This window comes from Streptomyces sp. NBC_01477 (assembly GCF_036227245.1).
GTDB lineage: Bacteria > Actinomycetota > Actinomycetes > Streptomycetales > Streptomycetaceae > Actinacidiphila.
The window spans coordinates 1,589,075-1,613,174 of sequence record NZ_CP109445.1; the positions used below are offsets into that span (position 1 = coordinate 1,589,075).

Below are 24,100 nucleotides of genomic sequence, written 5' to 3' on the forward strand. Positions count from 1 at the left end.
ATGCCCGAGGAAGTGAATCCGGAGACGGCCGAGAACGAGGCCACCGAGACCGAGGACGTCGAGGTCGTCGCCCACGAGTTGGGCGAAGAGGGCGTTGTCGAGCCCGACTGGTGCGTCACGAACAACAGTTCCGCGCTCTGACCAACTGGTGACCCGGCTTCCGGCAGAAACCGCCGTCGGCCGGATGGCCGCTGGGGTGCGTTCCGTACATTCCGAGCGCACCCCAGTCGCGGCGGCCGGGAGGGCCCATGAACATCCTGCTGTGCCCGCACAGCAGCGGCGGCTATCTGTATCCGGCGCTCGCGGCCGGGCGCCGGCTGCAGCAGCGGGGTCATCGGGTCAGCGTGCTCGGACAGGCGGCGGCTGGTCCCGTCGTTGCCGCGGCCGGGCTGCCGTTCGCGGCGGCGGAGGACTTCGGCGGACGGCGGGCCTTCTCGCCCACCTGGTGGGGGACCACCGGCCTGGAGCAGTACCAGGCGGTCACCCGCGCCGCCCGGCAGTCGCGGGCTGACCTGCTGGTCACCTCGGTTCTCTGCAACGGGCCGCTGGCGGCGGCCGAGGTACTGGACATCCCCGTGGTGGTGATCGGACTCTCGGTCCATCTGTGGGACTACCGCTCCGGCGGTGCCGGCGAGCCGCAGTGGGGACGGCCCCGGGACAACCGGACCGCCGAGATGCTGCGGTGGTACGCCGACACCCGCGAGCAGGCGGGCCTGGCCGCGCGGCCCTCCCGGTGGGCGGACAGCCCGCTGCCGGGCGACGCGTTGCTGCTCCGCGGCGACCCGCTGCTGGAACACCCCGGCGCGGTGCTGCCCGCACGAGTGCACCAGGTCGGGCCGCTGGCCTGGGAGCCCGCCGCCGACCCGGCCGAACTCGAAGCCGTACGGGCGCATCTGGCGCGCACGGGCAAGCCCGTCGTCTACGTACACCTGGGCCGCTTCTTCGGGGGCAAGAATCCATGGCCACGCCTCAACGCCCTCTTCACCGGCGGCCGGTTCCAGGCCGTGGTCGAGCAGGGCCGTTCGACAGACCCGCGGCCTGCTCCCGGGGCAGACATCCTGCTGGTGCGCAAGCCATGGATGGGACCGCTGATCCACTCGGCCGGACTGGTGCTGACCAGCGGTACCAGCGCTCCTGTCCTGGCCGCGCTGCTGCGCCGGCGCCCGCTGGCCGTCTCACCCAACGGCTCCGAGCAGCCGCTGCTCTCCGGGGCCTGTTTGCGCGCGGGCGTGGCCGCACACCTGCCCAACCGCGATCTGCCGGATACAGCCGACCCGGCCGAAGTGCTCGCTGCGGCCTGGCGGGACGAGGGCTTGCGGGAACGGGCCCGGGCCCTCGGCCGCAGGCTGGCCGCAGGAGACAGCGCGGGGCGTGCGGCCGATGTGATCGAGCGGGTGGCTCGTCAGTCCCCGACCACGAGGGAGGCCATGGGTATGCGAAGAGCCGGTCAGGCGCCGGTCAGGCAGCTGGCAGAGGGTGCCCTGGAGTGGATACGTGTCCACGCGGGCTACCTCGACTCACCCGCCGGCCGCGCCGAACTACCCGTCACCCCGCGGGTCAAGGCACTGCTGCAGCTCGCTCTGCTCTGCCGTTACTGGGCAAAGGCCGCACCGGCGGACCCAGGGCTGTGCGAGGTGCGGGCGACCGTGGAATCCGCCTGGCGCTCGCCCGCGTATGCAGGTCTGCTCACCGCCGACCCGGACTACGCGCGGCCGATCCAGCTGACGTACGCGGCGCTCGCTCCCGCGGACGGGTACTTGCGACGGGCGGTGCTCGACCGGATCGCCGCCGAGGGGTATCTGACACCTCGCGGGAAGACGCCGTATCACCAGCTGGCCACCCGGTTCTTCGCCGATCTCGCGGGCGCCGCCCACACGCTGGATTCTTACCAGGCTTTGTACGAGGCCAGTCAGCTTGCCCGGTATCTGTCCGGGCAGCGGGCAGACGATCCGGATCCGTGCGTTGCTGCGCACACCGCGTTCTATCTCACCGACTTCGGCTTCCGGGAATCGCTCCTGCGGGAGGACGCCCGGGAGCAGGCCCGGCGTGTGGTGCGCCGGTTCATCGAGCGGTCTGTGCGGCAGGGAGAGTGGGACCTGGCCGGGAAGCTCGTGCTCGCCCAGCATTGTCTCGGTGGCGATCCGGTGGGCACGGATTCGGCCGCGCTGCGGATGCTGGCCGGTGCGCAGACGGCCGACGGCGCGATTCCCGGACGGACCGCTGCCGGGCGGACGGCGGCGGGGGGCACCGCGTTTTTCCGGGCGGCGTATCAGACGACCCTGGTGACAGCGATGACCGCGCTGATCATCTCTCACGGCCGGCCGGACGACACCGGTTCAGCCGGCCGGATACCGGAACTGTGGAGGGCCGCGCGGTGAACTCCGTACAGACCATCCCCGTACAGACCGATGGCGCCCGCATTCTCCGCGGCAGCCGCAACTGGTGGTTTCTCGCCCCGAACGGGGCCGTCGCCCGGCTCCGCGACGGGCATCTGACGGCTGGCGGCACGCTGCGGCCGGACGCCGAGCGGCAGTTGCGCGAGCGCGGGCTGCTCGGCAGCGCCGCGCCGCCGCGCACCTACTCCCTCACCGTGCTGACCAGCACCCAGTGCAATCTCGGCTGCGGATACTGCTTCCAGAACACCGGCCAGGACACGGACCCCGACCGAGGCAGCCGCCCACCGCGGATCGCCCGAGCGCGGCTGACCACACCGACCATCACGTCGATCCTCGGCTTCGCCGAGCGGCAGATGGCAGTGGCAGGACTGGAGAAGCTCCGGATCCTGCTCTTCGGCGGCGAACCGCTGCTCAACCCGCGTGGCTGCGTGGAACTGCTGCACAGGGCCGCCGAGACCCTCGGCCCCACCTCCGCCTGGATGATCTCCAACGCGACGCTGCTCACCCGGCAGCTGGCAGGCCGGCTCGCGGGGCTGGGGCTCGACCACGTACAGGTCACTTTCGACGGCGACCGCCCCGACCACGACCGGATCCGCGTCCGGCGGGCGGAGGGCGGGGGGACATTCGACACCATCGTCCGCAACATCGCGCGAGCCAGCGAGGACACCACGATCAGCTGGACCCTGCGGGTGAACGTCTCCCAGGAGACGCTCGACGGCATCGACACGCTGACCGACCGGCTCGCCGCAGAGCTCGATGCCTCCCGCTGCACGCTGTACTTCGCCCCGGTCGGTGACGTCGGCGTCGGCTTCACCAACGAGCTGTTCTACACCGGCGAACTGTCGGCAAGCTTCGGCCGCTGGCAGCGCAGAGCGCTTGAGCTCGGCTTCCGGGTGACCCGGCCGCAGGCCAACCGGCCGTGCGCCACCTGCGGTTATCGCGACGGGCGGTACGGCGCAGTGGTCAGCGCGGACGGTACGCTGGCGAGCTGCTGGGAGACCGCAGGACGGTCCGACTGGGAGGTCGGCACCGTGACCGGGGGCTATCTGCCGGACGCCGTGACCCGGGAGCGCTGGGTCGGCTGCCAGGATCTGTACCGGCAGAACGAGAACGAGCGGACCCGTGCGGCGTTCCGTGACACCGTGGACGCCGCGCTGCTCGACCACCTGGACGAGACGGGGCGCCTGTGAGCATCGAAGCGGATCTGGAACGGCTGTCCGCGGGCACCCTGGGGTGGACAGTCGAGAACCTGGACTACTTCGACCCGTTCGGGGCGGACGCCGGCGCCCCGGGCCTCGGCCGGGCGAAGGCCGCGCTGGAGCTGGCGCTGTTGTGCCACTGCTGGTCCCGGCAGGACGGTCAGGACGCCCAGCTGGACAAGGCGAACGCCCTGCTCCGCGCGGTATGGCAACATCCCGGCTTCCCGGGTCTCCTCACCGCCGAACCCGAGGCCGCCGCCGTTTACCGACTGGTGGGTGCCGCTCTGGCGCCGCACGGGGTGGACCCCTGGACTGGTTCTGCGCCGCCGGCCGCGGAGGACCTGGCGCCGGACGGGAGGCTGTCGTACCAGCGGCTGGAGCTGCGATTTTACGCGGACAAGGCGAAGGTTCGCCACACGATCGAGCCGTACGAGGACCTCATCAGGACAAACGTACTGGTCACGCTGCCGGCTGCCCCCGCAGGACAGCCGCCGGAGCCCCCGGTCACGGTCCCCCGGGCGTACGCGCTGACCCACTCCGCGTCGTACCTCAGCGACTTCGGCCGCACCGCCCCGGGTCTCACCCCTGACGCCCTGACAGCCGCGGCGGGACTGCTCGACCGGCAGTTGGCGTACTGCGTTCGGCACGACTGGTGGGACCTGGCCGCACAGCTGGTCACCGCCCGGCACTGTCTGGGGGGCGCGCCGCTCGACACCGCCGTGGGCGCGGCAGCGGTGCGCTGTCTGGCCCGCGCCCAGCTGCCCAGCGGGGCACTTCCCGGACGTACGGCTGCTGACCGGGACGGCGTGTCCGGCCCCCTCTTCTTCGCGAAGGCTTACCACACCACCTTGGTGACGGCGCTGATGACCGTGCTGGTGGGTGTCTCATGAGGGCGCGGCTGACACTGATCAGTCCCAGCTACACCCGGCTGTGGTTCGGGCAGGCCGTGTCGACCGTCGGCGACGCCGTGTTCAGCACGACTCTGGTGCTGTGGGTGGCCACGGTGCTGGCCGAGGGCGAACCGTGGGCGCCGCAGGCGGTCAGCGGGGTGCTGCTGGCCGGCGGTGCCGCCATGCTGTTCGTCGGGCCCATAGCGGGCGTCTTCGCCGACCGCTGGGACAAGCGCGCCACCATGCTCGGCACCGAGGTGATCCGCGGGACGGTCGTCGCGTTGCTGACCGCGGTGTCGCTGCTGCCGGTCCACGCGCTGCCGGTCGCCGTGTGGCTGGCGCTGATCTATGTGTCGGTGCTGGTGCTCAACTCGGCGGGGCAGTTCTTCACTCCGGCGCGCTTCTCGGTCATCGCGGACATGGTGACGGGGGAGGCTGATCGGGCCCGTGCGGCGGGCATCGCGCAGGCGACGGCCCAGACCGCGTGGATCATAGGGCCGCCGCTGGCCGCGCCGCTGCTCTTCACCGTGGGGCTGGAATGGGCGTTGCTGCTCAATGCGGCGTCGTATCTCGTGTCGTACATCGCGATCCGGTCGGTGGACATTCCGGCGGTGCCCGTGCCGGAACCGGCGGCTGCATCTGCACCGGAGATGCAGCCGGGGGCCACGGACGCCTCGGAGCCTGCCGCTTCCCCCAGAGCCGGGGAAGGCAGAAAACGTACCGGCCTGCTGGCCGAGTTCCGGGCCGGGCTGCACTTCTTCGCCCACAGCAGGTTCCTCGTCGCGCTGCTGGCGCTGGCTGTCATCGGGCAGCTTGGGATGGGCGCCCTCAGCACGCTGAACGTCTTCTTCGTCACCGGGAACCTGAACGCCTCCGCCGAGCAGTTCGGCTACTTCGGCATGGCCATGGGCCTCGGCGGCATCGCCGGTGCGCTGGGCGCGGGCCGGATGGTGAAGCTGATCGGCGCCCGCCGGACCACCTGGATGGGCCTGCTGATCACCGGCACGCTGCTGTTCGTCTACTCGCGGCAGGACAACGTCGTCACCGGCCTCGCTCTGATGCTGACATTCGCGATCCCGCTCACCATGCTGAACACCGCGATGTCCCCTCTGCTCCTCGCGGCGACCACCCGGGAGTTCCGCGGCCGGGTCGTCGCCGTGTTCTATCCGCTGACCCGGCTGTCCTCGCTGCTCGCCGCGGCCCTGTCGGGCTGGCTGGCCGGCGGCGGACTCCCGGACTTCGGCCGCAGGGTGGCCGGCCTGTACTTCACTCCTGTCGACACCATCATCGCGGGGGCCGGTGTGCTCGTCGTGGCCGCCGGTGTCTACGCCCGGATCGCCCTCCCCGACACCGAGGCCGCACCGGCTCCGACGGCCGACCCGGTGCCAGCCGTGAAGGCCACGCCGTGAACTGCGCCGCCTGCGGGCGCACCGCTGCCGACTCCGACCGCTTCTGCGCCGGCTGCGGGGCGCCGCTGGCCGTTGACGCGCCACGGCGGGAGAGCCGCAAACGGGTGTCCATGCTCTTCATGGACCTCGTCGGCTCGACGGCTCTCGCGGAGCGGCTGGACCCCGAGCCGCTGCGGCAGGTCATGGACCGGTACTTCGCCAGCTGCGGGGCGTGCATCGCAGAGCACGGCGGGGCGGTGGAGAAGTTCATCGGCGACGCGATCCTCGCCGCTTTCGGCGCCACCGTGGCACACGAGGACGACACGCTGCGCGCGGCGCGGGCGGCCACCGGAGCACTCGCGGCGCTCGAAGGGCTCAGCGCGGAACTCAGCGCCGACTACGGGGTGCGGCTCCAGGCGCGGGCCGGGATCTGCACGGGTGACGTCGTGGTGGTCACGACCGTAGGGGACGACTTCCGGGTGATCGGAGATTCGGTCAACACCGCCAGCAGGCTGCAGACGGCCGCTCGGCCAGGCGAGGTGCTGCTCTGCGCCGACACCGCGGCGGTGGTGCGGGGACGCATCGGCGTCGAACCGGTCGCGCCGCTGCGGCTGAAAGGGAAAGCCCGTGCGGTGCCGGCCTGGCGGATCACCGACCGGTCGCCCGTCGAGGACAATCCCCTGCCGGCGGTCCCGTTCATCGGCCGGGACGACGAGCGGGACGAGCTGGAGAGCCGATTCCGGCGGGTCCGGCAGCAAAGGCACGTGTGGCTCGCGACGGTCGTCGGCGAACCCGGGATCGGCAAGTCGCGGCTCGTACAACAGTTTCTCGCCGAACTGCCGGAAGGAGCGGCGACCGTACTCACCGGGCGCTGCTCGCCGTACGGGAGGGGTATCACGTACCAGCCGCTGGCCGAGATGCTCAGGTCCTTTCCCGGGGGATGGCCCGAGCTCGTCCGGCTGCTGAAGGCGGATTCCGGCCGGGGCCGCGGGACGACGACGGAGAGCCTGGCGGTGCGCGCCCTCGGGGCGGTCCTCGGCCGGGACAGCGGGGACGGGAACGGCACCGGTGACCGGGACGGCGGTACTCGCCGAGCCGGCAGCACCGGCCAGGACGGCCACGTCGGCGTCGAGGACATCGCCTGCGCGGTCCGGCACCTCCTGGAGGTCCTCGGCCGCGAGCAGCCCGTGATCATGATCTGGGAGGACCTCCACTGGGCCGAGCCCACACTCCTCGACCTCATCGACGACATCACGGCCTGGCTGCAGGACATCCCAGTCCTGCTGCTCTGCGTGGCCCGCCCCGAGCTGCTCGACGTCCGCAGTTCCTGGGGTGGCAAGAACCCGCGGGCCGCGACGCTGGAACTCGGGCCGCTGACGGACGAGGAGACGGCGGAGCTGGTCGGCCGACTGGCGCGGCGCGACGATCCGCACCCCCGTGACCGACCGGACTTCCGGCACCGGGTCGCCGCCCTGTGCGACGGCAACCCGCTCTTCGCCGAGCAACTCCTGGACGTCTTCGCCGAGACCGGCCCCAGCACCCATATCCCGCCCACCACCCAGGCGATGCTGGGAGCACGGCTGGACCAGTTGCCCGGCACCGAGCGCACTCTGCTGGAGATGGCCGGCATGATCGGGCGCGAGTTCACCCCGGAACTCCTCCGGGTGATGGCCGGCACGGACGGGATCGGCGACGCCGCGACCGACACGTACGTGGCGCGGCTCACCCGGCGGCGGATCTTCGAACGCGGACCGGCCGGGACCTTCCGGTTCACGCAGACCCTGCTGCGGGACACGGCGTACGAGTTCATCCCCAAGAGCCGCCGCGAGCAGTGGCACGGCTTTCTGGCCGACCAACTCGCCGACAGGCGGCCGCCGGACGCGATGGCGGTGGCGGTCCATGTCGAGGCCAGCCGGCAACTGCGCTGGCAGCTGCGGCCCGGCGACCGGCGCCTGCCGCGCCTCGCCGGGGTCGCCGCGGACACGCTGATCCGGGAGGGGATGAGCGCTCTCGCCCGCAAGGACCTTCCAGCTGCGATCCAGCTACTGGAACGCGGGCGGGAGTTGCTGGCACCCGGTGATCGCCGGCACACCCCGCTGGCCCTGAACATCTGCGATGCCAGCATCTGGCTCCAGGACGAGCAGCGCTGTCACAACGCCCTCGCCGCCGCGGAGGCCGCTCAGCCGGACGACCCCGCCGCCGCGGCCACCCGCGCGATCCAGCGCGGGATCGTCGCGCTCCGGCTCGGCCTCACCCCGCCCGCGGCGGTGGCGGAACAGACGGCGGACATCGCCGCGGGACTCGACCTCGGGGACGACCTCAGCTGGTGCCGGCTGCACCAGCTCCAGGCCTACGTCGAACTCGCCGCGGAACGCGCGGCCTCGGCGGAGAGGCTGATCGGCCGCGGACTGGACCGGGCGCGGGCACTGAACGACGGCTACCAGCAAGACCTGCTGCTGTGTGCCCGCTGCGAGCTGGCGCAGTGGTCGCCGACACCCGTCGCCACAGGACTGGAGCTGTGCACCCTGCTCTCCGAACGGTTCGCAGCCGCGCGGGTGCTGCTGATGCCCGTATTGGTGACGCGGGCGCGGCTGCAGGCACTCGGCGGGGACATCACCGGAGCCAGGAGCACACTGGCCGAGGTGCTCGCGTACGCAAGGGACGTTCATCGCGATCTGGCCGACGCGGTGGTGCTGGACGCCTCCGGCTATGTGGAGTCGCTCGCCGGCGGGCACGAGGTGGCGGAGGCCCGCTACCGGCAGAGCCTGAGTGTGCTCCGCTCGTCGGAGAAGACCCCCGATACCCGGGGCACGGAGATCGCGATAGCCAGGGAACTCTTCGCCCAGGGCAAGCTCGCCGCCGCGGCGACGGCCCTCGACCGGGCGGGATCCGGGGGCACGGAGGGAACGGGCACCAATGACGCGGCCCCAGGCCCCCGCATGCGGATCGCCTCCGCCGCGCTGCGCGCCCGGATCGCCTCCGCCCGGGGCGCCCACGACGACGCCCTCGCCGAAGCCACCGCCGCCTGTGCCCTCGCTGTCCGCTCGGACGACCTCACCCTGGCCGGTGAGACGTTCTTCGACCTGGCGATCGTTCTCCGGGCCGCCGGCGCGACCGGCCGGGCAGCCGAGGAAGCGGCCACCGCTCTCAGCAAGTTCGAGGCGAAGGGCGCCGCGCTGCCGGCGGCCCGGGTGCGTGACTGGCTCACTACCACGAAGGAAGGAGGCACCGATGACTGACACCGACAGACCATGGCGCAGACCGCCGCGCGATCACTTCCCGGGCGTCCCGGCATGGAGTATGCCTGCCTCCGCGATGCCGGAGGAACGGTTCGACGTCAGCCCCCTCGGGACGGTCACCCCCGAGTGGGCCTGGGGCGGCGCGAACGGCTCCGGGATCCGGGTGTGCCTGCTCGACAGCGGCGTCGAGGCCGATCATCCCCTGGTCGGCGGCCTGGACGGCGCCGTGGACGTGATCGCCGACGAGGACGGCGCCCTCGAGGTCGTACCGACCGACCCGGTGGACAACGCGGGACACGGCACAGCCTGCGCGAGCGTGATCCGGTCCGTGGCCCCCGCCACCCTGCTCACCTCAGTACGCGTGCTGTCCAGCGGCAAGACCGGCAGCGGCGCCGCCCTGCTGGCCGGGCTGGGCTGGGCCGTCGAGCAGGGCTTCGACGTGATCAACATGAGCCTGTCGACCACCCGTACCGACTTCTGCGCCGACCTGCGCGACCTCGCGGACTCCGCCTACTTCCGGCGCTGCGTGATCGTCGCGTCCGCCCACAACATGCCCGTACACAGCTACCCGTGGCGCTTCCCCTCGGTCATCTCCGTCGCCAGCCACGACAACCCGGACCCGATGGCGTACTACTACAACCCCGCACCACCGGTCGAGTTCTACGCCCGCGGTGTCCGGGTACCGGTCGCCGGACTCGGCGGCCGGCGGATCCTCACCACCGGGAACAGTTTCGCGACCCCGCACATCGCGGGCATCTGCGCGCTGATCCTCAGCAAACACCGCTGGCTCACCCCGTTCCAGCTGAAGTCCGTCCTCTACCTGGCTGCCGAGAACGTAGCCGTACCCGATGGAGATGGAGGCACGCGTGTCGACTGATCTGCTGGAAAGCGCGGGTATCCCGCAGCGCAGACTGCTTCAGTCCATCGTGGAGGTCGCCCGCAGCGTCTTCGGCGCGGCGGCCACCTCCGTGCTGCTGGTGGACCCGAGCAACGGGGACCTGGTCTTCGAGGCTGTGGCAGGCGAGGGCGAGCAGCATCTGCTGGGCTCACGTTTCCCCGGAGGTACGGGGATCGCCGGGTGGGCGATGGTGTCCGGGCAACCGCTGGTGGTGGACGACGTCACGGATACCCCCCAGTTCGCCCGCGACGCAGCGGAATCCACGGGCTATGTGCCGCGCAGCATCATGGCCGCGCCGCTGATCTGCGACGGCGACTGCATCGGTGTGCTCGAGGTACTGGACCGGGACAGCCGCCCGCGCTCCGACCTCGGCGACATGGCCTCCCTCGGCCTACTCGCGATCGAGATGGCCACCGTACTGGAGCTGATCGTTCAGCTCCGCAGGAGCGAGGCGGAGCGAGCCGCCGCACGGACGACAGGGCCCGATCTGTCACCCCTGCTGCGACGGGTGGCGGAGCGGCTGCCGCGGGCCGACGAGAAGGTGAGCGCGACGGTCTCCCGGCTGCTGATGATGGCCGACGACATGCTCGCCGACGGCGATGGCTGACGGTCCCCCGGACTTTCTCTCCCAGCTCACATCCCCCGACCACACCCTTGACGTACGGCCCCGGACCGAGTCGGCCATCGTACTGCTCAGCCGCGCCTGCGACGCGGATCTCGACGCGGTACAGGGCCTGCTCGCCGGCGTGGGGATCCGGACGGCGCGGCTGAACGCCGACGAGCTCGCGGACACCTGCCTCACGGTGGATCCGCACCGGCGTGCGGCCCGTCTGCGCGGGCGCTGGCTGACGCCGACCGTGACCTGGATCAGGCACTTCGCCCCCGCCGCGATCGAGGGTCCGGGGGATCCCGCGCGGACTGCGTTCCTGCGGGAGTCCTGGCAGGCGGCAGCGGTATCGCTGGCGAGTGTCTCCGGGACGAGCCTGCTTGCCTCCGCGCCAGCGCCGCTCGCTCAGCTGGAGTTCGCCCGGCGGCACGGGGTGGCGGTGCCGCGCACGCTGGTGACCACCGACCCGTACCGCGCCTTCGCAGAATTCGGCTGCCGACGGCTGGTGGTCAAGGCCGCACACCGGCACTTCGTCGAACCGGAACCCGGGCGACTGCGCGGGGTGTTCCCCGTCGTCGTCGAACAGCACACCCTGTCCACCGGCATGGGGCCACCGGTCATCGTGCAGGAGTACGTGGAGCACGAGACGGAGCTGAGGGTCTACTACGTGGCCGGACAGCTGCACGCGTTCCGGATCGACAAGGGCTCGGCCGCCGCACTCTGGCTGGCGCCCGACACCGTGGGGGTCAGCGCCGTGACCCCGCCCCCGTCGGTGGCCGCGGCCACCACCCGCCTCGCCACGGCGATGTCGCTCCGCTACGGCGCCTTCGACTTCCTGCTCCGCGCAGGGACACCGGTTTTCCTGGAGGTCAACCCGGACGGCGACTGGCGCTGGGCGGAACGCAAGTCGCACACGACCCCGGTCACCGCGGCAGTGGCCGCCATGCTCGCGGCGCTGCATCGCGACGCGCCGGATCGCCAGGGGTGTGTCCAGTAGATGGCTCTGGCCCGTAGCCGATTCCGTGCCGGAGGCGAACGCGGCTCCCTGCACACCACCCAGCGCTACCTCCACCCCGCCCCGCACTCCGTCGTCCGCGCCGGCGACACCCCCAGCACCCACCCCATCGCGAAGCCCGGCCTACCCTGTGCTGCGGCATGAGAACGCGGTCCTGCGCCGACAGGTCCCGCGCGTGCGCTACGAACCAGCCGACCGCCTGCGGTTCGCCGCGCTCTCGCACCTGATACCGCGCCGCAGCTGGGCCCAGGTCTTCCCGATCGCTCCCGTACGCAAAAAGGCGACGGCTTGCGGCGAGTTGCCGCGCATCAGGAATCGCCATTCCGTTGCGCCGGGGTGAGGTCTTGCCCACACGCGGCGTGCCGCCGTCCGGATCCCGGCGCATCCCCCCTGGCCCAGCCGTTTACACAGGCATCCGGGCGCGCTAACTTCATTTGCATGGGAGCGCTCCCATACCCCCACCGAAGGGACCCGCGCCATGCACCTGAGAAGCACGCGGACACCGCCGGCCAGCCGCTTACCGGCGACGGCCGGGCGACGCCCGGCGACCCAGGCGCTGCCGGCCGTCGCCGCGGCCCTCGCCGCCCTCACCGCTGTCCTGCTCAGCGGCGGCGGCGCGCCGGCGCACGGCGCGCCGATGAACCCAGCCGCGACGCCACCGCAGAACGGCCAGTCCTGCGCCGCCACCCTCAAGGCCACCAGCGCCTGGAGCGGCGGCTACCAGGCCGAGGTGACCGTGAGAAACACCGGAAGCGTCCCGCTGCCCGGCTGGACGGTCATGTGGCCCCAGCCGTCCGGGCAGACGATCGTCAGCATGTGGAACGCCGTGCAGGGCACCGTGAACACTCTGACCACGGCCCAGAACGCCGCCTACAACGGGCAGCTCGTTGTCAGCGGGTCGACGACGTTCGGCTACGTGGTAAACGGCGGCGGGTCTCCGCCGTCGGGTCCCGCCCTGGGCTGCCTGCCGGGCTGACGCACCCCGGGCACGGCAACCGCCGCGCCTCCATCGATGACCCGGGCGCGGCGCGGTCGATGCCGGTACGGCATCCGCGGCCTGCGTGCCTTCGGTGAGTCAAGGCTCCTGGTGGCGGGCCATGACGATCTCCTTGTCGGTCAGCGGTGCGTTCGGTGGGGTACGGCTTCACTGTCCCGCCGGGCGGGTGCGGCCCGCTGGGGGCCGAGGTCCCGAACCACAGGGCCCAACGGCTCTGTGCAGGAGTCCTGTTGAGAGCCGGACGGTGAGCGCGGCAGGGAGGTGAGGCGTACGCCGGGCGTCCATGCCCCGCACCACGAGCAGGGGTGCGTCGGTACGGGCCGCCACCCGGCTGCTCACCGAGCGCGCCATCAACCCGGCGAGGCCGCCGGACCCCCGGCTGCCGACCACCGTGAGGGCCGCGTCGCGGCCCCGCTCGACCAGCACGTCGGCCGGGTGGCCGACGACGGCCGTCGTGGTGACGGCGAGGCCGGGGTGGCGACCCGCGACCCGCGACGCGGCGGCCCGGAGGACCGGGCCGGCTTCGTCCAAGTCGGCCACGCAGTAGACCACTTCGAGATCTGTCGTACGCCGCTGCGACTCGACGGCGGCGGCGTCCAGCGCCGCGAAGGACAGGGGTGACCCGTCCACTCCTACGACGACACGTTGCGCACTCATGTCCGCTCCTCCGGTGACAGGTCCTCGACTCGATGACTCGATCCTGGCGACCCGGCTCCGTCACCGGGCAGAGCCGGCCGAGTCCCGTTTGCGGCCCGATCCGCCCTCGCGGCAGGGCCGTTCGGCTCTCGGCGGCGGCCGCAGCACGAGGCAGTCTGAAGAGGCGCCGGCTACCGGCGCCGTCGTGTCACATGAAGGTGAGGGACCGACCATGAAGCGCAGCGCATGGCTGTGGCGCCTGCGGAGCAACCCGCTGCGCCGGCGCTCGTACGCCGTGGAGGCGTGGACCTTTCTCGCGGTGGGCCTGGTCGCGATGGCAGGCGCGATCCTGGCGGGTGCACTGTCGGCCCAGCACCTGGAGGACCGCTACACGCAGCAGCGCCTCGAACGGCACAGCACGCGGGCGGTGCTGACCGAAGACGCCCCCGACGCGAGCGGGGCCGGTTCCCGGGTGCTCGTCCCGGCCCGCTGGACCGCACCTGATGGCACGAGCCGCACCGGCAGCGTCAAGGCGGTCATCGGGTCGGCGCGCGGTACCCAGGTCAGCGTCTGGGCCGATACCCGGGGCGCCCTGATGACGGACCCGCTGTCCGCTCCCGGCGCGCAGATCCAGGCCGACGTCATCGGCGGCTGGACCGCCCTCGCGATCTTCACCGGTGCGGTCCTCGGCTGCGGGACCACGGCCAGACTCCTCAACCGGCGCCGAGCCACCCAGTGGGCGGCCGAATGGGCGGCGGTCGGACCTCAGTGGGACCACCGGGACGCCTGACTGCCACGGGCCCACGGTCACCGGCATAGGGGGCCTCATCGCGCGACGCCGCGAAAGGCCCGCGCCGACCAGTGGAGAGTGAGCCTCGTGGGCCACCACCTGGACGGATACGCAGACCGGCAAACACGCCGGCGTATCGTGATCATCGGCAGCGGCGCCCCCGGAGTCATTCCCCGGAATCGACGTGACCGCAAAGGCCCGGCTTCCAGCCGGGTCCGGCGCGAGCAGGTGCCACCGGGACGCGCCAGACCAGGCGGGTACCGCCCTGAGGGCCGGGGTGGATGTCCATGCTGCCGCCGTGGCGTTCGGCCCGGACCGCGAGGTTGTCCAGGCCGCTTCGCCGGCAGCCGGCGGGCACGCCGGACCCGTTGTCGGTCACCGTGATGGTCAGGGTCCCGGACGCGACGGTGCACGAGACACCGGTGGCCGTGGCCTTCGCATGGCGCGAGACGTTGGAAAGAGCCTCGGCCAGCACGGCGACGGCGTCGTCCGCGACGGCCGCCGGCACGTCGGTGTCGATGAGCCCTTCCATGCTCAGCCCCGGGGTGAAGCCGAGCGTACGGGCGGCCTGCGCCACCGCGCCCGATATCCGTACCCGCAGGCCCTGGGCTGCTCGGCCGGATTCGTGGACCCGCAGTCCGAAGATGGTCGACCGGATGATCTTGATGGTCTCGTCCAGATCGTCCACCGCCCGCACCAGCCGCTCGCTCGCCTCGGGGTGGTCGACGAACCGCACCGCGCTCTGCAGCGTCATCCCGGTCGCGAACAGCCGCTGGATGGCCAGGTCGTGCAGATCCCGGGCGATCCGGTCCCGGTCCTCCAGCAGCACCAACTGCTCGGCGCCGCGCCGCCGTTCGGCAAGCTCGAGGGCCAGCGCGGCCTGGCCCGCGAAGCCGAGCAGCGGCGACGCTTCGGCCTCGGTGAATTCGGCCGAGCCCTCCTTGCGGGCGAACATCAGCACGCCCCGCGCCTTCTCGCCGGCCATCATGGGCACCGCCACCACCGGCCCGAGCCCCTGCCAGCGCGGAGGCCCCACGGTCACCCGGGGATCCGACGTGATGTGTGACGTGATGATCGGCCGGCCGGCGGCCGTCGCGGACCCCATGAAGGAGCCCTCGCCCGGCAGCACCAGCCCCCGATGGCTCTCGGCGTCCACGCCCACGGCGATCATCACCTGCAGGTCCGTGCCGCCGCCGAGGGGCAGCGCGACCACGCCCAGGTCCGCCCCGAGGATGTGGCGGCCCCGGTCGACGATCAGTTCCAGCACGGGTGTCTCGTCCGCGCCGGACAGCAGCTCACTGACGACCTCGGCGTTCGCCTCCATCCAGCGCTGGCCCTCACGGGCCTTTTTGTACAGCCGGGCGTTCTCGATGGCGATTCCGGCCGCGACCGCGAGGGTGGCCAGCAGCGTCTCGTCCTCCGCGTCGAACTCGCGCCCGCCGCGCTTCTCCGTCAGGTAGATGTTGCCGAATGCCACGTTCCGTACCCGGATCGGGACTCCGAGGAAGGTGCGCATCGGCGGATGGTTCTCGGGGAGTCCGTGCGAGGCCGGGTGCGCGGAGAGCTCCGGCAGGCGAAGGGTCTCCGGGTTGCGGATCAGTTCGCCCAGGATTCCGTGCCCGGAGGGAACCGGTCCGATCTTCAGCGCCTGTTCTTCGGGCACTCCGACGGTCAGGAACTCCGACAGTTTGTCGTCGTCGCCGATCACACCCAGCGCGCCGTACTCCGCGTCGACCAGGACGACGGCGGTCTCCACGATCCGCCTGAGTACGTGCGGCAGGTCCAGTTCCCGCCCGACCGCCAGCACCGCCTCCAGCAGGCTGCGCAGCCGGTCTTCCCTCCCGCGTACCGTGTCGATCCGAGCCTGGAGCTCTTCGAGTCGTTCGTCCAGCCGCAGTGCGGGCAGCTGTCCGCCGGTCTCAGTGCTGTTCTCGCTCAACGGTCCTCCACCGGTGCCTAGGCACCACCGTGGGAACCTGTCCCCTCGAATATGCAGTACGCATGATTACCAGCGCGGGATGTTCGCGCCTCATCCGACCGGGACGGGGACCGCTTGCGGCAGCTCCGTGATCGTGTCGAAGACCTGGGACAGTCCGGTCAGCCGCAGCAGCCGCAGGACGGCAGAGTCGTTCACCACGAGCCGCACACTGCCGCCGCCGCGCAGGAGGCGCTCACGCGCGCGGCACAGCACCGACAGGCCGCTGCAGTCCATGAACGTGACCGCGCGCAGGTCCACAACCAGCTCGGTGCCCGGACGGGCGGTTGCCGCGTCCAGTCGGGCGGACACTCCCGGCGCGGTGGACAGGTCGATCTCGCCCTGCAGAGTGAGCACTTTCATCATGGCTTCATCCCGTTCCAGGATCTTGAGCGAAACAGATCGGGACGCCAGGGCTTTCGGTGCGCAACCACGGTGCCGGCAGCCGCTTGACCTTGTGCCCGTCCATGACCTGTGCCGCCTGGACGACCGTCCAGTGGGGCTGGGCCGTGACCGCGGGGCTGGACATCAGGTCGCCGGCAGTGCGGTGCTTCATGGTGCTGCCTTCCTGCTGGAGCGCGGGGTCCTGTCTGCACTGTCCGGCGTCGCCCCCATCCGGCACAGGGGCCGACCGGGGCAAGGTCCCGGGGCCTGCCGGGTCTGCGGACCGCTCTCCCGGCAGACGGGGTACGGGCCGACCGGCCCCCCTGCCCGGCACCTGACGGCCCTGCCGCCGCCGGCCCACCGCGACGAGGATCGACATGTCAGTGACGGGCAAAGCGAAAGGGACGACTGCGATGACGGTGACATCCGGCCCCAGGACGGACACGTCCGCACCGGCGTGGCGCGGCATGAGCGGACAGCGGTGGCGCAAGCGAAACGAGGCGGGGGTCCCCGCGATCGATGTCCGCGGTTTCATCCAGGCCAACTACACGCCCTACGAGGGCGATGCCGCCTTCCTGTGCGGTCCGACCGACCGGACCCGCGCGGTGTGGGCGAAGATCACGGCGCTGTTCCCGGAGGAGCGCGCCCGGGGCATCCTCGACGTCGACGCGGCGACACCGTCGACCATCACCTCGCACGCCCCCGGCTTCATCGACCGCGACCGCGAACTGATCGTCGGCCTCCAGACCGACGCGCCGCTGAAGCGGGCGATCATGCCGGGCGGCGGCCTGCGCATGGTCGAGAACGGCCTGCGGGCGTACGGCTACGAGCCCGACCCGTTCGTGACGAAGGTCTTCAGCACCTACCGCAAGACCCACAACGACGGCGTCTTCGACGCCTACACCCCCGAAATGCGCGCCGCGCGCAGGGCCGGGGTGATCACCGGGCTCCCCGATTCCTACGGCCGGGGCCGGATCATCGGCGACTACCGCCGGGTCGCGCTCTACGGCACCACCCGCCTGGTCGAGGCCAAGCACGCCGAGCGTGCCCTGCTCGACGCGGAGCCCTCCACCGCCGACGTGATCCGCGACCGTGAGGAACTGGCCGAGCAGATCCGCGCGCTCGGCGAGCTGGAGCAGATGGCCGCCACGTACGACTGCGATGTGACCCGGCCCGCCGCCACCGCCCACGAAGCGATCCAGTGGCTCTACCTGGGCTACCTGGCGGCGGTCAAGGAACAGAACGGCGCCGCGATGTCACTCGGGCGGACGTCCACCTTCCTGGACGTCTACCTCCAGCGGGACCTCGACGAGGGCCTGCTCGACGAGAGCGGCGCGCAGGAACTGATCGACGACTTCGTGATCAAGCTGCGGATCGTCCGGTTCCTGCGCACCCCCGAGTACGACGCCCTCTTCTCCGGCGACCCGACCTGGGTCACGGAATCCATCGGCGGCATGGGCGCCGACGGGCGCACGCTGGTCACCCGCACCTCCTTCCGCTTCCTCCGGACGCTCTACAACCTGGGCCCCGCGCCCGAACCGAACCTGACGGTGCTGTGGTCGCCCCGGCTGCCCGACGGCTTCAAGCGCTTCTGCGCCCAGGTATCCGTCGACACCAGCGCGATCCAGTACGAGTCCGACGAGCTGATGCGCCCGCAGACCGGTGACGACACCGCCATCGCGTGCTGCGTCTCCGCTATGGCCGTGGGTCAGCAGATGCAGTTCTTCGGGGCCCGCGTCAATCTCGCCAAGGCGCTGCTGTACGCAATCAACGGCGGCCGCGACGAGATGAGCGGGGAACAGGTCGCCCCGAGCACGCCCGCGCTGACCGGCGCATACCTCGACCACGACGAACTGTCCGCCGCGTACGACCGCACCTTGGACTGGCTCGCCGCCACGTACGTGGAGGCGCTCAACGTCATCCACTACATGCACGACAAGTACGCCTACGAACGGCTGGAGATGGCGCTCCACGACCACCCCGTCCACCGCTTCATGGCCTGCGGCATCGCCGGGCTCTCCGTCGCCGCCGACAGCCTCTCCGCCGTCAAGTACGCACGGGTGAAGGTGATCCGGGACTCCAGCGGACTGGCCGTGGACTACGAGATCGAGGGCGACTGGCCCGCGTACGGCAACAACGACGACCGCGCCGACAGCATCGCCACGGGCCTGGTCGAGTCGTTCATGACGAAGGTCGCCCGCCACCCCGCGTACCGGGACGCGGAGCACACCCAGTCGGTGCTCACCATCACCTCCAACGTCGTCTACGGCAAGCACACCGGCAACACCCCCGACGGCCGCCGGGCCGGCACTCCCTTCGCCCCCGGCGCCAACCCGATGAACGGACGCGACCGCCACGGCGTGATCGCCTCCGCGCTGTCGGTGGCGAAGATCCCGTACGACCGGGCCCGCGACGGCATCTCGCTGACCTCGACGATCACCCCCGAAGGACTCGGCCACGACCCCGACGAGCGGGCGGGCAACCTCGCCGGGATCCTCGACGCCTACATGGGCGCGGGCGGCTTCCACCTCAACGTCAACGTCCTGGACCGGGCCACACTGGAAGACGCCGTGGCGCACCCGGAGGAGTACCCGGAGCTGACCATCAGGGTCTCCGGATACGCCGTCAACTTCGTGCGGCTGACCCGCGAGCAGCAACTGGACGTCATCAGCCGCACCTTCCACGGCGTACGGTGACTGCCACCGGCCGCGTGCACTCCTGGGACCTGTCCACCGGCGTGGACGGGCCGGGCACCCGGTTCGTGCTCTTCCTCAGCGGCTGCCCGCTGCGCTGCCTGTACTGCCAGAACCCGGACACCTGGCACATGCGCGACGGCCGGCAGGCCACGGCGGACGAGATCATGACGGAGATCGCCACATACCGGGACTTCCTGACGACGGCCGCCGGCGGCGTCACCCTCAGCGGCGGCGAACCCCTGCTCCAGCCCGCCTTCACCGCCGAGATCCTCCACCGCTGCCGCGAACTCGGCCTGCACACCGCCCTGGACACCTCCGGATTCCTCGGCCCGCGGGCCTCCGACGAACTGCTGGCCGACACCGACCTCGTCCTGCTGGACATCAAGTCCTTCGACGTGCGGACCTACCGCGCGCTGACCGGCGGCGCCCTGGCGCCGACCCTCGGCTTCGCGACCCGCCTGAACCGCCTGGGCGTGCCGGTGCGCATCCGCTACGTACTGGTGCCGGGCTGGACCGACGACCAGGCGGCGGTCGACGGCCTCGTCGAATTCGCCGCCGGCCTCGGCAACATCCAGGGCGTCGACGTCCTGCCCTTCCACAAGCTCGGCGCCCCGAAGTACGAGGCACTCGGCATCCCCTTCCCCCTGCGCGACACCCCCGCACCCGACCCCGCACTCACCGAACGCGTGCGCGGGCAGTTCCGCGAGCACGGTCTGCGGGCTCTGTGAACCTCCCGCAGGGCCGGTCGGCCCTGCGGGAGGGCGACGGGTGGCCCCTCCCGCGGAGAGCCGATGTGGGCGACGCTGGAAGGGAGACACCTGAAGGAGGCCGTCACCATGGTCCGTACCGTCGTCGCAGGTCTGGACGGTTCGCCCGAAAGCCTGTCCGCCGCTGGCTGGGCCGCCCGCGAAGCCGTCAGCCGCAGGCTGCCGCTCCGCCTGATCCACGCCTGGGAGTGGCAGCCCTACAACTACGACACCCGGGGATCCCTCGCGGACCCCGACGAGACGCGCCACTGGGCCGAGGCCATCCCGCGCGAGGCTTCTGCCGCGCTGCGCCTTCGCTACCGTGGCGGACACGCTGACGCAGACGCTGCTGCCCTGGCGGGAGAAGGTTCCCCGACGTCGCGGTGATCACCGACGTCCGGATGGGCGGCGCCGCCCCCGTTCTGGTCGAGGCGGCCTCCGACGCCTCACTGCTGGTCGTCGGCCGCCGCACCCGCGGATCGTCGATCGGCTCGCACATCGGCTCCGTGACCCACGCGGCAATGCACCACGCGAAGACCCCCGTCACCGTCGTCCCGCACGACTGAGGCCACCTGCAGCGATCCGCTGAACCTGGAAGAGCGTCCCGAGCCGGATTCCGCCGGCCATTGGCGGAATCCGGCTCGGGACGGTCAGCCGGCGAGGGCCGCCTCCGAGGCCGCCACGGTACGGAGTCCGCCGTGGCGCGCGGCCCGATGAGGCGAACCGTCACCACGGGGACCTTGAGTGCCGCTGCTTCGGCCGCGGCCCAGCGCAGAGCAGCAAGAGACGCACGGGATCCGCTCACCCCTACGACGATCGGCCGTACTCCAGCAAAGTCAGTCGCGTTGGTCTCCTGGATCTTCATGCCTCCACGATGGTGCGGGACCGCCGGCACGGCTAAGGCCGATCTACCCCGCTGCATCGGATGTGCGACCACCCCGCTGGGGATTTCCGTTCCGACGAACGGGCCGTCAAGCCCGGGAGAAGGGACCGAGCGGCCCTACCGGGAGCGATCCGAGGCGATGAGTATTGCCGTATGGACTACCACGACGGATTCCGGGAGTTGGGTGATCGGGAATGTCTGAGGCTGCTGGCGACGGCCTCCATCGGACGTATCGTCTTCACGCACCATGCCCTGCCCGCCGTCCTGCCGGTCAGGTATGTCCTGGACCATGATTCCGCCATTGTCGTCCGCACCTCCAAGACCTCTCACATGGCCGTCAAAGTCGATGACGCAATAGTCTCTTTCGAGGCGGACTGCTTCGACGAGGACGCCCGCAGCGGATGGAGTGTGGTCGTCACCGGTCGGGCCGAACTGGTGACGGACCCCGTTGAGCGCAGAAGGCTGCGCGCGTTGGACGTGCGCTCCTGGGGGGCGAACCCGCCGGAGGAGACGTATATCAGGATCGCGTGCGACCTCGTCGCCGGGCGGTCGCTCGGGCGTCCGCCGGATGCTGACGCATTGCCCGCTTGCCCGATTGGCTGAGTTCATGACAGGTCATCCCGGGATATCGCACAGGAACTGTGCGCTCCTCACTTCCAGGGAGCAACACCATGGCACTTCTGATTTTCCTTCTCGTCATCGTGGCCGTTCTCGGCATCGTGGCCATCGCCATGGCAGTCAAGGTGGTCAAGCAGTATGAAAAGGGCGTCCTGTTCAGGTTCGGCCGACTGGTCGGGACGCGTTCGCCCGGGCTGAAGACCTCAATTGAGTACGCAGGTCAATAACGAGGCGCCCGAACAGACCTCGACATCAGAGACGGCCGCGAAGCAGCGGCGGTTCGGACTGCCGACGGCCACCGCGCTGGTCATCGGATCGGTCATCGGCACCGGGGTGTTCGCGTTGCCGAGCGCGCTGGCGCCGTACGGCCCGATCAGCCTGGTGGCGTTCGTCCTGGTCACCGTTGGCGCCCTGGCGCTGGCGTTCACGTTCGGGTCGCTGTCGAAGAGGGTGCCGGGCTCCGGTGGCCCCTACGTCTACGCCAGGGACGCCTTCGGCGACTTCGGCGGTTTCCTCAACGCTGGTCGTACTGGATCACCGCCTGGGCCGGCAACGCCGCGATCGTCGTCGCGTGGGTCGGGTACGTCGAGGTCTTCTGGAACACCGGGCACGCCAAGCTCTGGTCCGTCGTGATCGCCATGGCGGGTCTGTGGATACCCGCGGTCATCAATCTCTCCGGTGTGCGGAACATCGCCATCACCCAGAACATCACGACCGTGCTGAAATTCATCCCTCTGCTGTTCATGGCAACCGTCGGGCTGCTGTTCATCAAGGCGCACAACTTCGGGCCGCCCTGCAGAAGTCCACGGCGCCGTTCACCGATTCGGCCGACGCCATCTTCGGCGGCAGCTGGGCCGGCCAGACCGTCGCCGTCGCGGCGATCGTCTCCGGCCTGGGCGCCCTGATCGGCTGGACGCTGGCCGTCGGCGAGATGCCGATGGCCGCCGCGAAGGACCGGCTGTTCCCGGCGGTGTTCGCCCGCAGCCGGCGCGGGATACCCGCGTTCGGCATCCTCAGCTCGACCTTCCTCGCCTCGGTCCTGACCGTGGTCAGCTACACGCGCTTCGAGAAGGTCTTCACCACGCTCGTCCTGCTCTCCGTGGTCACAGCCGTCATCCCGTACCTGTTCAGCGCCGCCGCGCAGCTGTACTGGCTGCTCACCCGCGGCCGGCGGACCCACTGGCAGCACCTGGTCCGCGACTGCGGCGTATCCGCGGTCGCCCTGGTCTTCTCCTTCTGGTCGCTGGCCGGCAGCGGATACCAGGCCGTCTGCTACGGCCTGTTCTGCATCCTGCTGGGCCTGCCCGTCTACATCTGGCTGAAGACGGGACGGGGCGAGTACGGCGAGAGCCTCGTCGTCCCCTACGACAGCGCGGTCGATCTTCTCCCCGCCGCCGAGACCCCGGCCGGCAGTCGGCTCACCCCGGCACCCACCGCCCGTACCACCGACACCGGAGAGATCCCGTCATGACGCGACCGACCCCGCCTGCCACCACCGACGACCGATCAGTCATGCGATCGACCGAGGCGATCACCGAGCCCCGCGCCTGGGGAGTCCACTCCGAGGTGGGCCGTCTTCGCGAAGCAGTCGTCCACCGCCCGGGGCTGGAACTCAGCCGCCTGACACCCGGAAACTGCGACGCCCTGTTGTTCGACGACGTGCTGTGGGCCGCCAGGGCCCGCGAGGAGCACGATGTGTTCGTCCAGGCGCTGCGCGACCGCTCCGTCACCGTGCGGCACTTCGACGTCCTGCTCGCGGAGACGCTGGCACTCCCTGAGGCCCGTGCCTTCGTGCTGGACCGGGTCTGCACCGCAGAGCAGGTCGGGCCCACCCTGGCCGGCCCCTTGCGGGCACTCGCGGACGACGCCGACCCCGGGACGCTGGCGGAACTGCTCATCGGCGGCGTGACCCGTACCGACCTGTCGCCGCTCCAGGTACGCAGCCTGCGCTGGCAGAGCCTCGGCCCGGACGACTTCGTGCTGGCGCCCCTGCCGAACACCCTCTTCCAGCGCGACAACTCCGCCTGGATCTACGATGGGCGGGACGGCTGCGCGAGCGTCCCGCCGAGGTCAGTCGTCGCCTGCGCCCGGCCGCAGTTGGCGGCCCGGCCTCCGGTCGCGCCCGGCTCAGCCCCGACGGGCTCCGGGCCTGAGGCACGGGGTCGGATTTCTTCAGCCCCACGGAATCAGAGTGCCGCAAATGGCCGCACCGGTTCCCCGCGCGCCGCTGAACCGGGCCCCGCCTCGTGCGACAGCGCGCCCCGGCCGATGATCGGCCGGGGCGCGCAAGGATCGCGGGGCTCGCGAAGCGGGCGGGTGCTCAGCCCATTGATTCCAGGGTGCGGCCCTTCGTCTCCTTGACGAAGAAGTAGACGAAGGCGATGGAGATCAGGGCGAAGCACGCGTAGACGGCGTAGGTGAGGGAGAGGTTCCAGTCCGAGAGAGTCGGGAAGCTGACGGTGATGACCCAGTTGGCCAGCCATTGGGCGGACGCGGCCACCGACAGGGCCAGGGCGCGGACCTTGTTGGGGAACATCTCACCCAGCAGCACCCAGACGACCACGCCCCAGGAGAACGCGAAGCACAGCACGAACAGATGCGCCGCGACCAGCGCGACCACAGCCTGTGAGTCGGGGATCGTGGCGCTGGTCCCGGTCCCGTGACGGTAGGAGAACGCCCAGGCGGCGGTGGCGAGGGCGACGGCCATGCCGGCGATCCCGCCAGCGCCAGGGGGCGGTTCGTG

Annotated in this window: 26 protein-coding genes and 2 pseudogenes; 22 read left to right on the plus strand and 6 right to left on the minus strand. The window is 71.1% G+C overall.

Annotation, left to right across the window (positions count from 1 at the left end; all coding sequences use genetic code 11):
* The 11 genes and pseudogenes from OHA86_RS06045 to OHA86_RS06095 all read left to right on the plus strand — a co-directional run bounded on the left by OHA86_RS06045 (position 1) and on the right by OHA86_RS06095 (position 12,608).
* The gene (locus OHA86_RS06045; protein ID WP_329173154.1) at positions 1-141 is read left to right on the plus strand and encodes a hypothetical protein; all 141 of its coding nucleotides are present in this window, start codon (positions 1-3) and stop codon (positions 139-141) included.
* Positions 142-248: 107 nt separating this feature from the next.
* Positions 249-2,378 carry a glycosyltransferase gene (locus OHA86_RS06050; RefSeq protein ID WP_329173156.1) on the plus strand — a complete coding sequence of 710 codons (2,130 nt, stop codon included), beginning with the start codon at positions 249-251 and terminating at the stop codon, positions 2,376-2,378.
* Positions 2,375-3,586, plus strand: a complete 1,212-nt coding sequence (locus OHA86_RS06055) for a radical SAM protein (protein WP_329173158.1) — start codon at positions 2,375-2,377, stop codon at positions 3,584-3,586. The genes OHA86_RS06050 and OHA86_RS06055 overlap by 4 nt, the downstream gene beginning before the upstream one ends.
* Positions 3,583-4,485 (plus strand): DUF6895 family protein, encoded by a 903-nt coding sequence (locus OHA86_RS06060; RefSeq protein ID WP_329173160.1) that lies wholly within the window; start codon positions 3,583-3,585, stop codon positions 4,483-4,485. Before OHA86_RS06055 ends, OHA86_RS06060 begins: the two co-directional genes overlap by 4 nt.
* Complete coding sequence (locus OHA86_RS06065; protein WP_329173161.1) at positions 4,482-5,894, plus strand: MFS transporter; 1,413 nt, start codon at positions 4,482-4,484, stop codon at positions 5,892-5,894. The genes OHA86_RS06060 and OHA86_RS06065 overlap by 4 nt, the downstream gene beginning before the upstream one ends.
* A complete protein-coding gene (locus OHA86_RS06070) occupies positions 5,891-9,112 on the plus strand; it encodes an ATP-binding protein (RefSeq protein WP_329173163.1) in 3,222 nt (1,073 codons plus the stop codon). Before OHA86_RS06065 ends, OHA86_RS06070 begins: the two co-directional genes overlap by 4 nt.
* Positions 9,105-9,989 (plus strand): S8 family serine peptidase, encoded by an 885-nt coding sequence (locus tag OHA86_RS06075; protein ID WP_329173164.1) that lies wholly within the window; start codon positions 9,105-9,107, stop codon positions 9,987-9,989. Before OHA86_RS06070 ends, OHA86_RS06075 begins: the two co-directional genes overlap by 8 nt.
* Positions 9,979-10,617: a GAF domain-containing protein gene (locus OHA86_RS06080; protein ID WP_329173166.1), complete on the plus strand. Its 639-nt coding sequence runs from the start codon at positions 9,979-9,981 to the stop codon at positions 10,615-10,617. The genes OHA86_RS06075 and OHA86_RS06080 overlap by 11 nt, the downstream gene beginning before the upstream one ends.
* Positions 10,610-11,614, plus strand: a complete 1,005-nt coding sequence (locus OHA86_RS06085; RefSeq protein ID WP_329173168.1) for an ATP-grasp domain-containing protein — start codon at positions 10,610-10,612, stop codon at positions 11,612-11,614. The genes OHA86_RS06080 and OHA86_RS06085 overlap by 8 nt, the downstream gene beginning before the upstream one ends.
* 148 nt (positions 11,615-11,762) lie before the next feature.
* A pseudogene (locus tag OHA86_RS06090) lies at positions 11,763-11,900 on the plus strand (integrase core domain-containing protein); the annotation flags it as partial.
* Positions 11,901-12,110: 210 nt separating this feature from the next.
* Positions 12,111-12,608, plus strand: coding sequence for a cellulose binding domain-containing protein (locus OHA86_RS06095; RefSeq protein ID WP_329173169.1), 498 nt, complete (start codon positions 12,111-12,113; stop codon positions 12,606-12,608).
* Positions 12,609-12,776: 168 nt separating this feature from the next.
* Here OHA86_RS06095 and OHA86_RS06100 read toward each other — a convergent pair whose 3' ends face one another.
* Positions 12,777-13,286, minus strand: a complete 510-nt coding sequence (locus tag OHA86_RS06100; RefSeq protein ID WP_329173170.1) for a universal stress protein — start codon at positions 13,284-13,286, stop codon at positions 12,777-12,779.
* 211 nt (positions 13,287-13,497) lie between these two features.
* Between OHA86_RS06100 and OHA86_RS06105 the strand changes: the two genes are divergently transcribed.
* Positions 13,498-14,055 (plus strand): Rv1733c family protein, encoded by a 558-nt coding sequence (locus OHA86_RS06105; protein WP_329173171.1) that lies wholly within the window; start codon positions 13,498-13,500, stop codon positions 14,053-14,055.
* A 166-nt stretch (positions 14,056-14,221) separates the two neighbouring features.
* Here the strand turns inward: OHA86_RS06105 and OHA86_RS06110 are convergent, their stop codons facing one another.
* Positions 14,222-15,994 (minus strand): GAF domain-containing sensor histidine kinase, encoded by a 1,773-nt coding sequence (locus OHA86_RS06110; protein WP_329173172.1) that lies wholly within the window; start codon positions 15,992-15,994, stop codon positions 14,222-14,224.
* 90 nt (positions 15,995-16,084) lie between these two features.
* Positions 16,085-16,387, minus strand: coding sequence for an STAS domain-containing protein (locus OHA86_RS06115; RefSeq protein WP_443071646.1), 303 nt, complete (start codon positions 16,385-16,387; stop codon positions 16,085-16,087).
* Between the two features lie 440 nt (positions 16,388-16,827).
* Here OHA86_RS06115 and pflB point away from each other — a divergent pair, with 440 nt between their 5' ends.
* The 4 genes from pflB to OHA86_RS06140 all read left to right on the plus strand — a co-directional run bounded on the left by pflB (position 16,828) and on the right by OHA86_RS06140 (position 20,422).
* A complete protein-coding gene (pflB, locus tag OHA86_RS06125; RefSeq protein ID WP_329173173.1) occupies positions 16,828-19,110 on the plus strand; it encodes a formate C-acetyltransferase in 2,283 nt (760 codons plus the stop codon).
* Positions 19,107-19,838 (plus strand): pyruvate formate-lyase-activating protein, encoded by a 732-nt coding sequence (gene pflA, locus OHA86_RS06130; RefSeq protein ID WP_329173174.1) that lies wholly within the window; start codon positions 19,107-19,109, stop codon positions 19,836-19,838. Before pflB ends, pflA begins: the two co-directional genes overlap by 4 nt.
* A 108-nt stretch (positions 19,839-19,946) precedes the next feature.
* Positions 19,947-20,243: a universal stress protein gene (locus OHA86_RS06135; protein ID WP_329173176.1), complete on the plus strand. Its 297-nt coding sequence runs from the start codon at positions 19,947-19,949 to the stop codon at positions 20,241-20,243.
* Positions 20,240-20,422 (plus strand): universal stress protein, encoded by a 183-nt coding sequence (locus OHA86_RS06140; RefSeq protein WP_329173177.1) that lies wholly within the window; start codon positions 20,240-20,242, stop codon positions 20,420-20,422. Before OHA86_RS06135 ends, OHA86_RS06140 begins: the two co-directional genes overlap by 4 nt.
* Before the next feature lie 140 nt (positions 20,423-20,562).
* Here the strand turns inward: OHA86_RS06140 and OHA86_RS36010 are convergent.
* Positions 20,563-20,778, minus strand: a pseudogene (locus tag OHA86_RS36010) (universal stress protein); the annotation flags it as partial.
* Positions 20,779-20,892: 114 nt separating this feature from the next.
* Here OHA86_RS36010 and OHA86_RS06145 point away from each other — a divergent pair.
* Both OHA86_RS06145 and OHA86_RS06150 read left to right on the plus strand, forming a co-directional pair.
* The gene (locus OHA86_RS06145; protein ID WP_329173178.1) at positions 20,893-21,342 is read left to right on the plus strand and encodes a pyridoxamine 5'-phosphate oxidase family protein; all 450 of its coding nucleotides are present in this window, start codon (positions 20,893-20,895) and stop codon (positions 21,340-21,342) included.
* 68 nt (positions 21,343-21,410) lie between these two features.
* Entirely contained in the window at positions 21,411-21,584 is a 174-nt protein-coding gene (locus tag OHA86_RS06150) for a hypothetical protein (protein ID WP_329173180.1), read from the plus strand.
* Here OHA86_RS06150 and OHA86_RS06155 read toward each other — a convergent pair.
* Positions 21,561-21,758 (minus strand): hypothetical protein, encoded by a 198-nt coding sequence (locus OHA86_RS06155; RefSeq protein ID WP_329182684.1) that lies wholly within the window; start codon positions 21,756-21,758, stop codon positions 21,561-21,563. The genes OHA86_RS06150 and OHA86_RS06155 overlap by 24 nt on opposite strands.
* Here OHA86_RS06155 and OHA86_RS36015 point away from each other — a divergent pair.
* The 4 genes from OHA86_RS36015 to OHA86_RS06170 are packed head-to-tail and all read left to right on the plus strand — an operon-like array spanning position 21,691 to position 23,718.
* On the plus strand, positions 21,691-21,990 hold the full coding sequence (locus OHA86_RS36015) for a hypothetical protein (protein ID WP_443071966.1): 300 nt from the start codon (positions 21,691-21,693) through the stop codon (positions 21,988-21,990). The two genes, OHA86_RS06155 and OHA86_RS36015, sit on opposite strands and share 68 nt — an antisense overlap.
* Positions 21,918-22,262: an amino acid permease gene (locus tag OHA86_RS36020; RefSeq protein WP_443071967.1), complete on the plus strand. Its 345-nt coding sequence runs from the start codon at positions 21,918-21,920 to the stop codon at positions 22,260-22,262. Before OHA86_RS36015 ends, OHA86_RS36020 begins: the two co-directional genes overlap by 73 nt.
* Positions 22,250-22,828: a hypothetical protein gene (locus OHA86_RS06165; protein ID WP_329182241.1), complete on the plus strand. Its 579-nt coding sequence runs from the start codon at positions 22,250-22,252 to the stop codon at positions 22,826-22,828. Before OHA86_RS36020 ends, OHA86_RS06165 begins: the two co-directional genes overlap by 13 nt.
* A 41-nt stretch (positions 22,829-22,869) precedes the next feature.
* Positions 22,870-23,718 (plus strand): arginine deiminase family protein, encoded by an 849-nt coding sequence (locus OHA86_RS06170; protein WP_329173182.1) that lies wholly within the window; start codon positions 22,870-22,872, stop codon positions 23,716-23,718.
* Here the strand turns inward: OHA86_RS06170 and OHA86_RS06175 are convergent.
* Positions 23,678-24,064 (minus strand): MFS transporter, encoded by a 387-nt coding sequence (locus OHA86_RS06175; protein WP_329173184.1) that lies wholly within the window; start codon positions 24,062-24,064, stop codon positions 23,678-23,680. The genes OHA86_RS06170 and OHA86_RS06175 overlap by 41 nt on opposite strands.
* Positions 24,065-24,100 lie beyond the last annotated feature (36 nt).

Bases quoted from the DNA above. Each gene is read 5' to 3' on its own strand.
- OHA86_RS06065 (WP_329173161.1), top strand. From the start codon at position 4,482: ATGAGGGCGCGGCTGACACTGATCAGTCCCAGCTACACCCGGCTGTGG.
- OHA86_RS06095 (WP_329173169.1), top strand. From the start codon at position 12,111: ATGCACCTGAGAAGCACGCGGACACCGCCGGCCAGCCGCTTACCGGCG.
- OHA86_RS06085 (WP_329173168.1), top strand. From the start codon at position 10,610: ATGGCTGACGGTCCCCCGGACTTTCTCTCCCAGCTCACATCCCCCGAC.
- OHA86_RS06050 (WP_329173156.1), top strand. From the start codon at position 249: ATGAACATCCTGCTGTGCCCGCACAGCAGCGGCGGCTATCTGTATCCG.
- OHA86_RS06150 (WP_329173180.1), top strand. From the start codon at position 21,411: ATGGCACTTCTGATTTTCCTTCTCGTCATCGTGGCCGTTCTCGGCATC.
- OHA86_RS06175 (WP_329173184.1), bottom strand. From the start codon at position 24,064: ATGGCCGTCGCCCTCGCCACCGCCGCCTGGGCGTTCTCCTACCGTCAC.
- OHA86_RS06075 (WP_329173164.1), top strand. From the start codon at position 9,105: ATGACTGACACCGACAGACCATGGCGCAGACCGCCGCGCGATCACTTC.
- OHA86_RS06135 (WP_329173176.1), top strand. From the start codon at position 19,947: ATGGTCCGTACCGTCGTCGCAGGTCTGGACGGTTCGCCCGAAAGCCTG.
- OHA86_RS06170 (WP_329173182.1), top strand. From the start codon at position 22,870: ATGCGATCGACCGAGGCGATCACCGAGCCCCGCGCCTGGGGAGTCCAC.
- pflB (WP_329173173.1), top strand. From the start codon at position 16,828: ATGACGGTGACATCCGGCCCCAGGACGGACACGTCCGCACCGGCGTGG.
- OHA86_RS06045 (WP_329173154.1), top strand. From the start codon at position 1: ATGCCCGAGGAAGTGAATCCGGAGACGGCCGAGAACGAGGCCACCGAG.
- OHA86_RS06145 (WP_329173178.1), top strand. From the start codon at position 20,893: ATGGACTACCACGACGGATTCCGGGAGTTGGGTGATCGGGAATGTCTG.
- OHA86_RS06100 (WP_329173170.1), bottom strand. From the start codon at position 13,286: ATGAGTGCGCAACGTGTCGTCGTAGGAGTGGACGGGTCACCCCTGTCC.
- OHA86_RS06105 (WP_329173171.1), top strand. From the start codon at position 13,498: ATGAAGCGCAGCGCATGGCTGTGGCGCCTGCGGAGCAACCCGCTGCGC.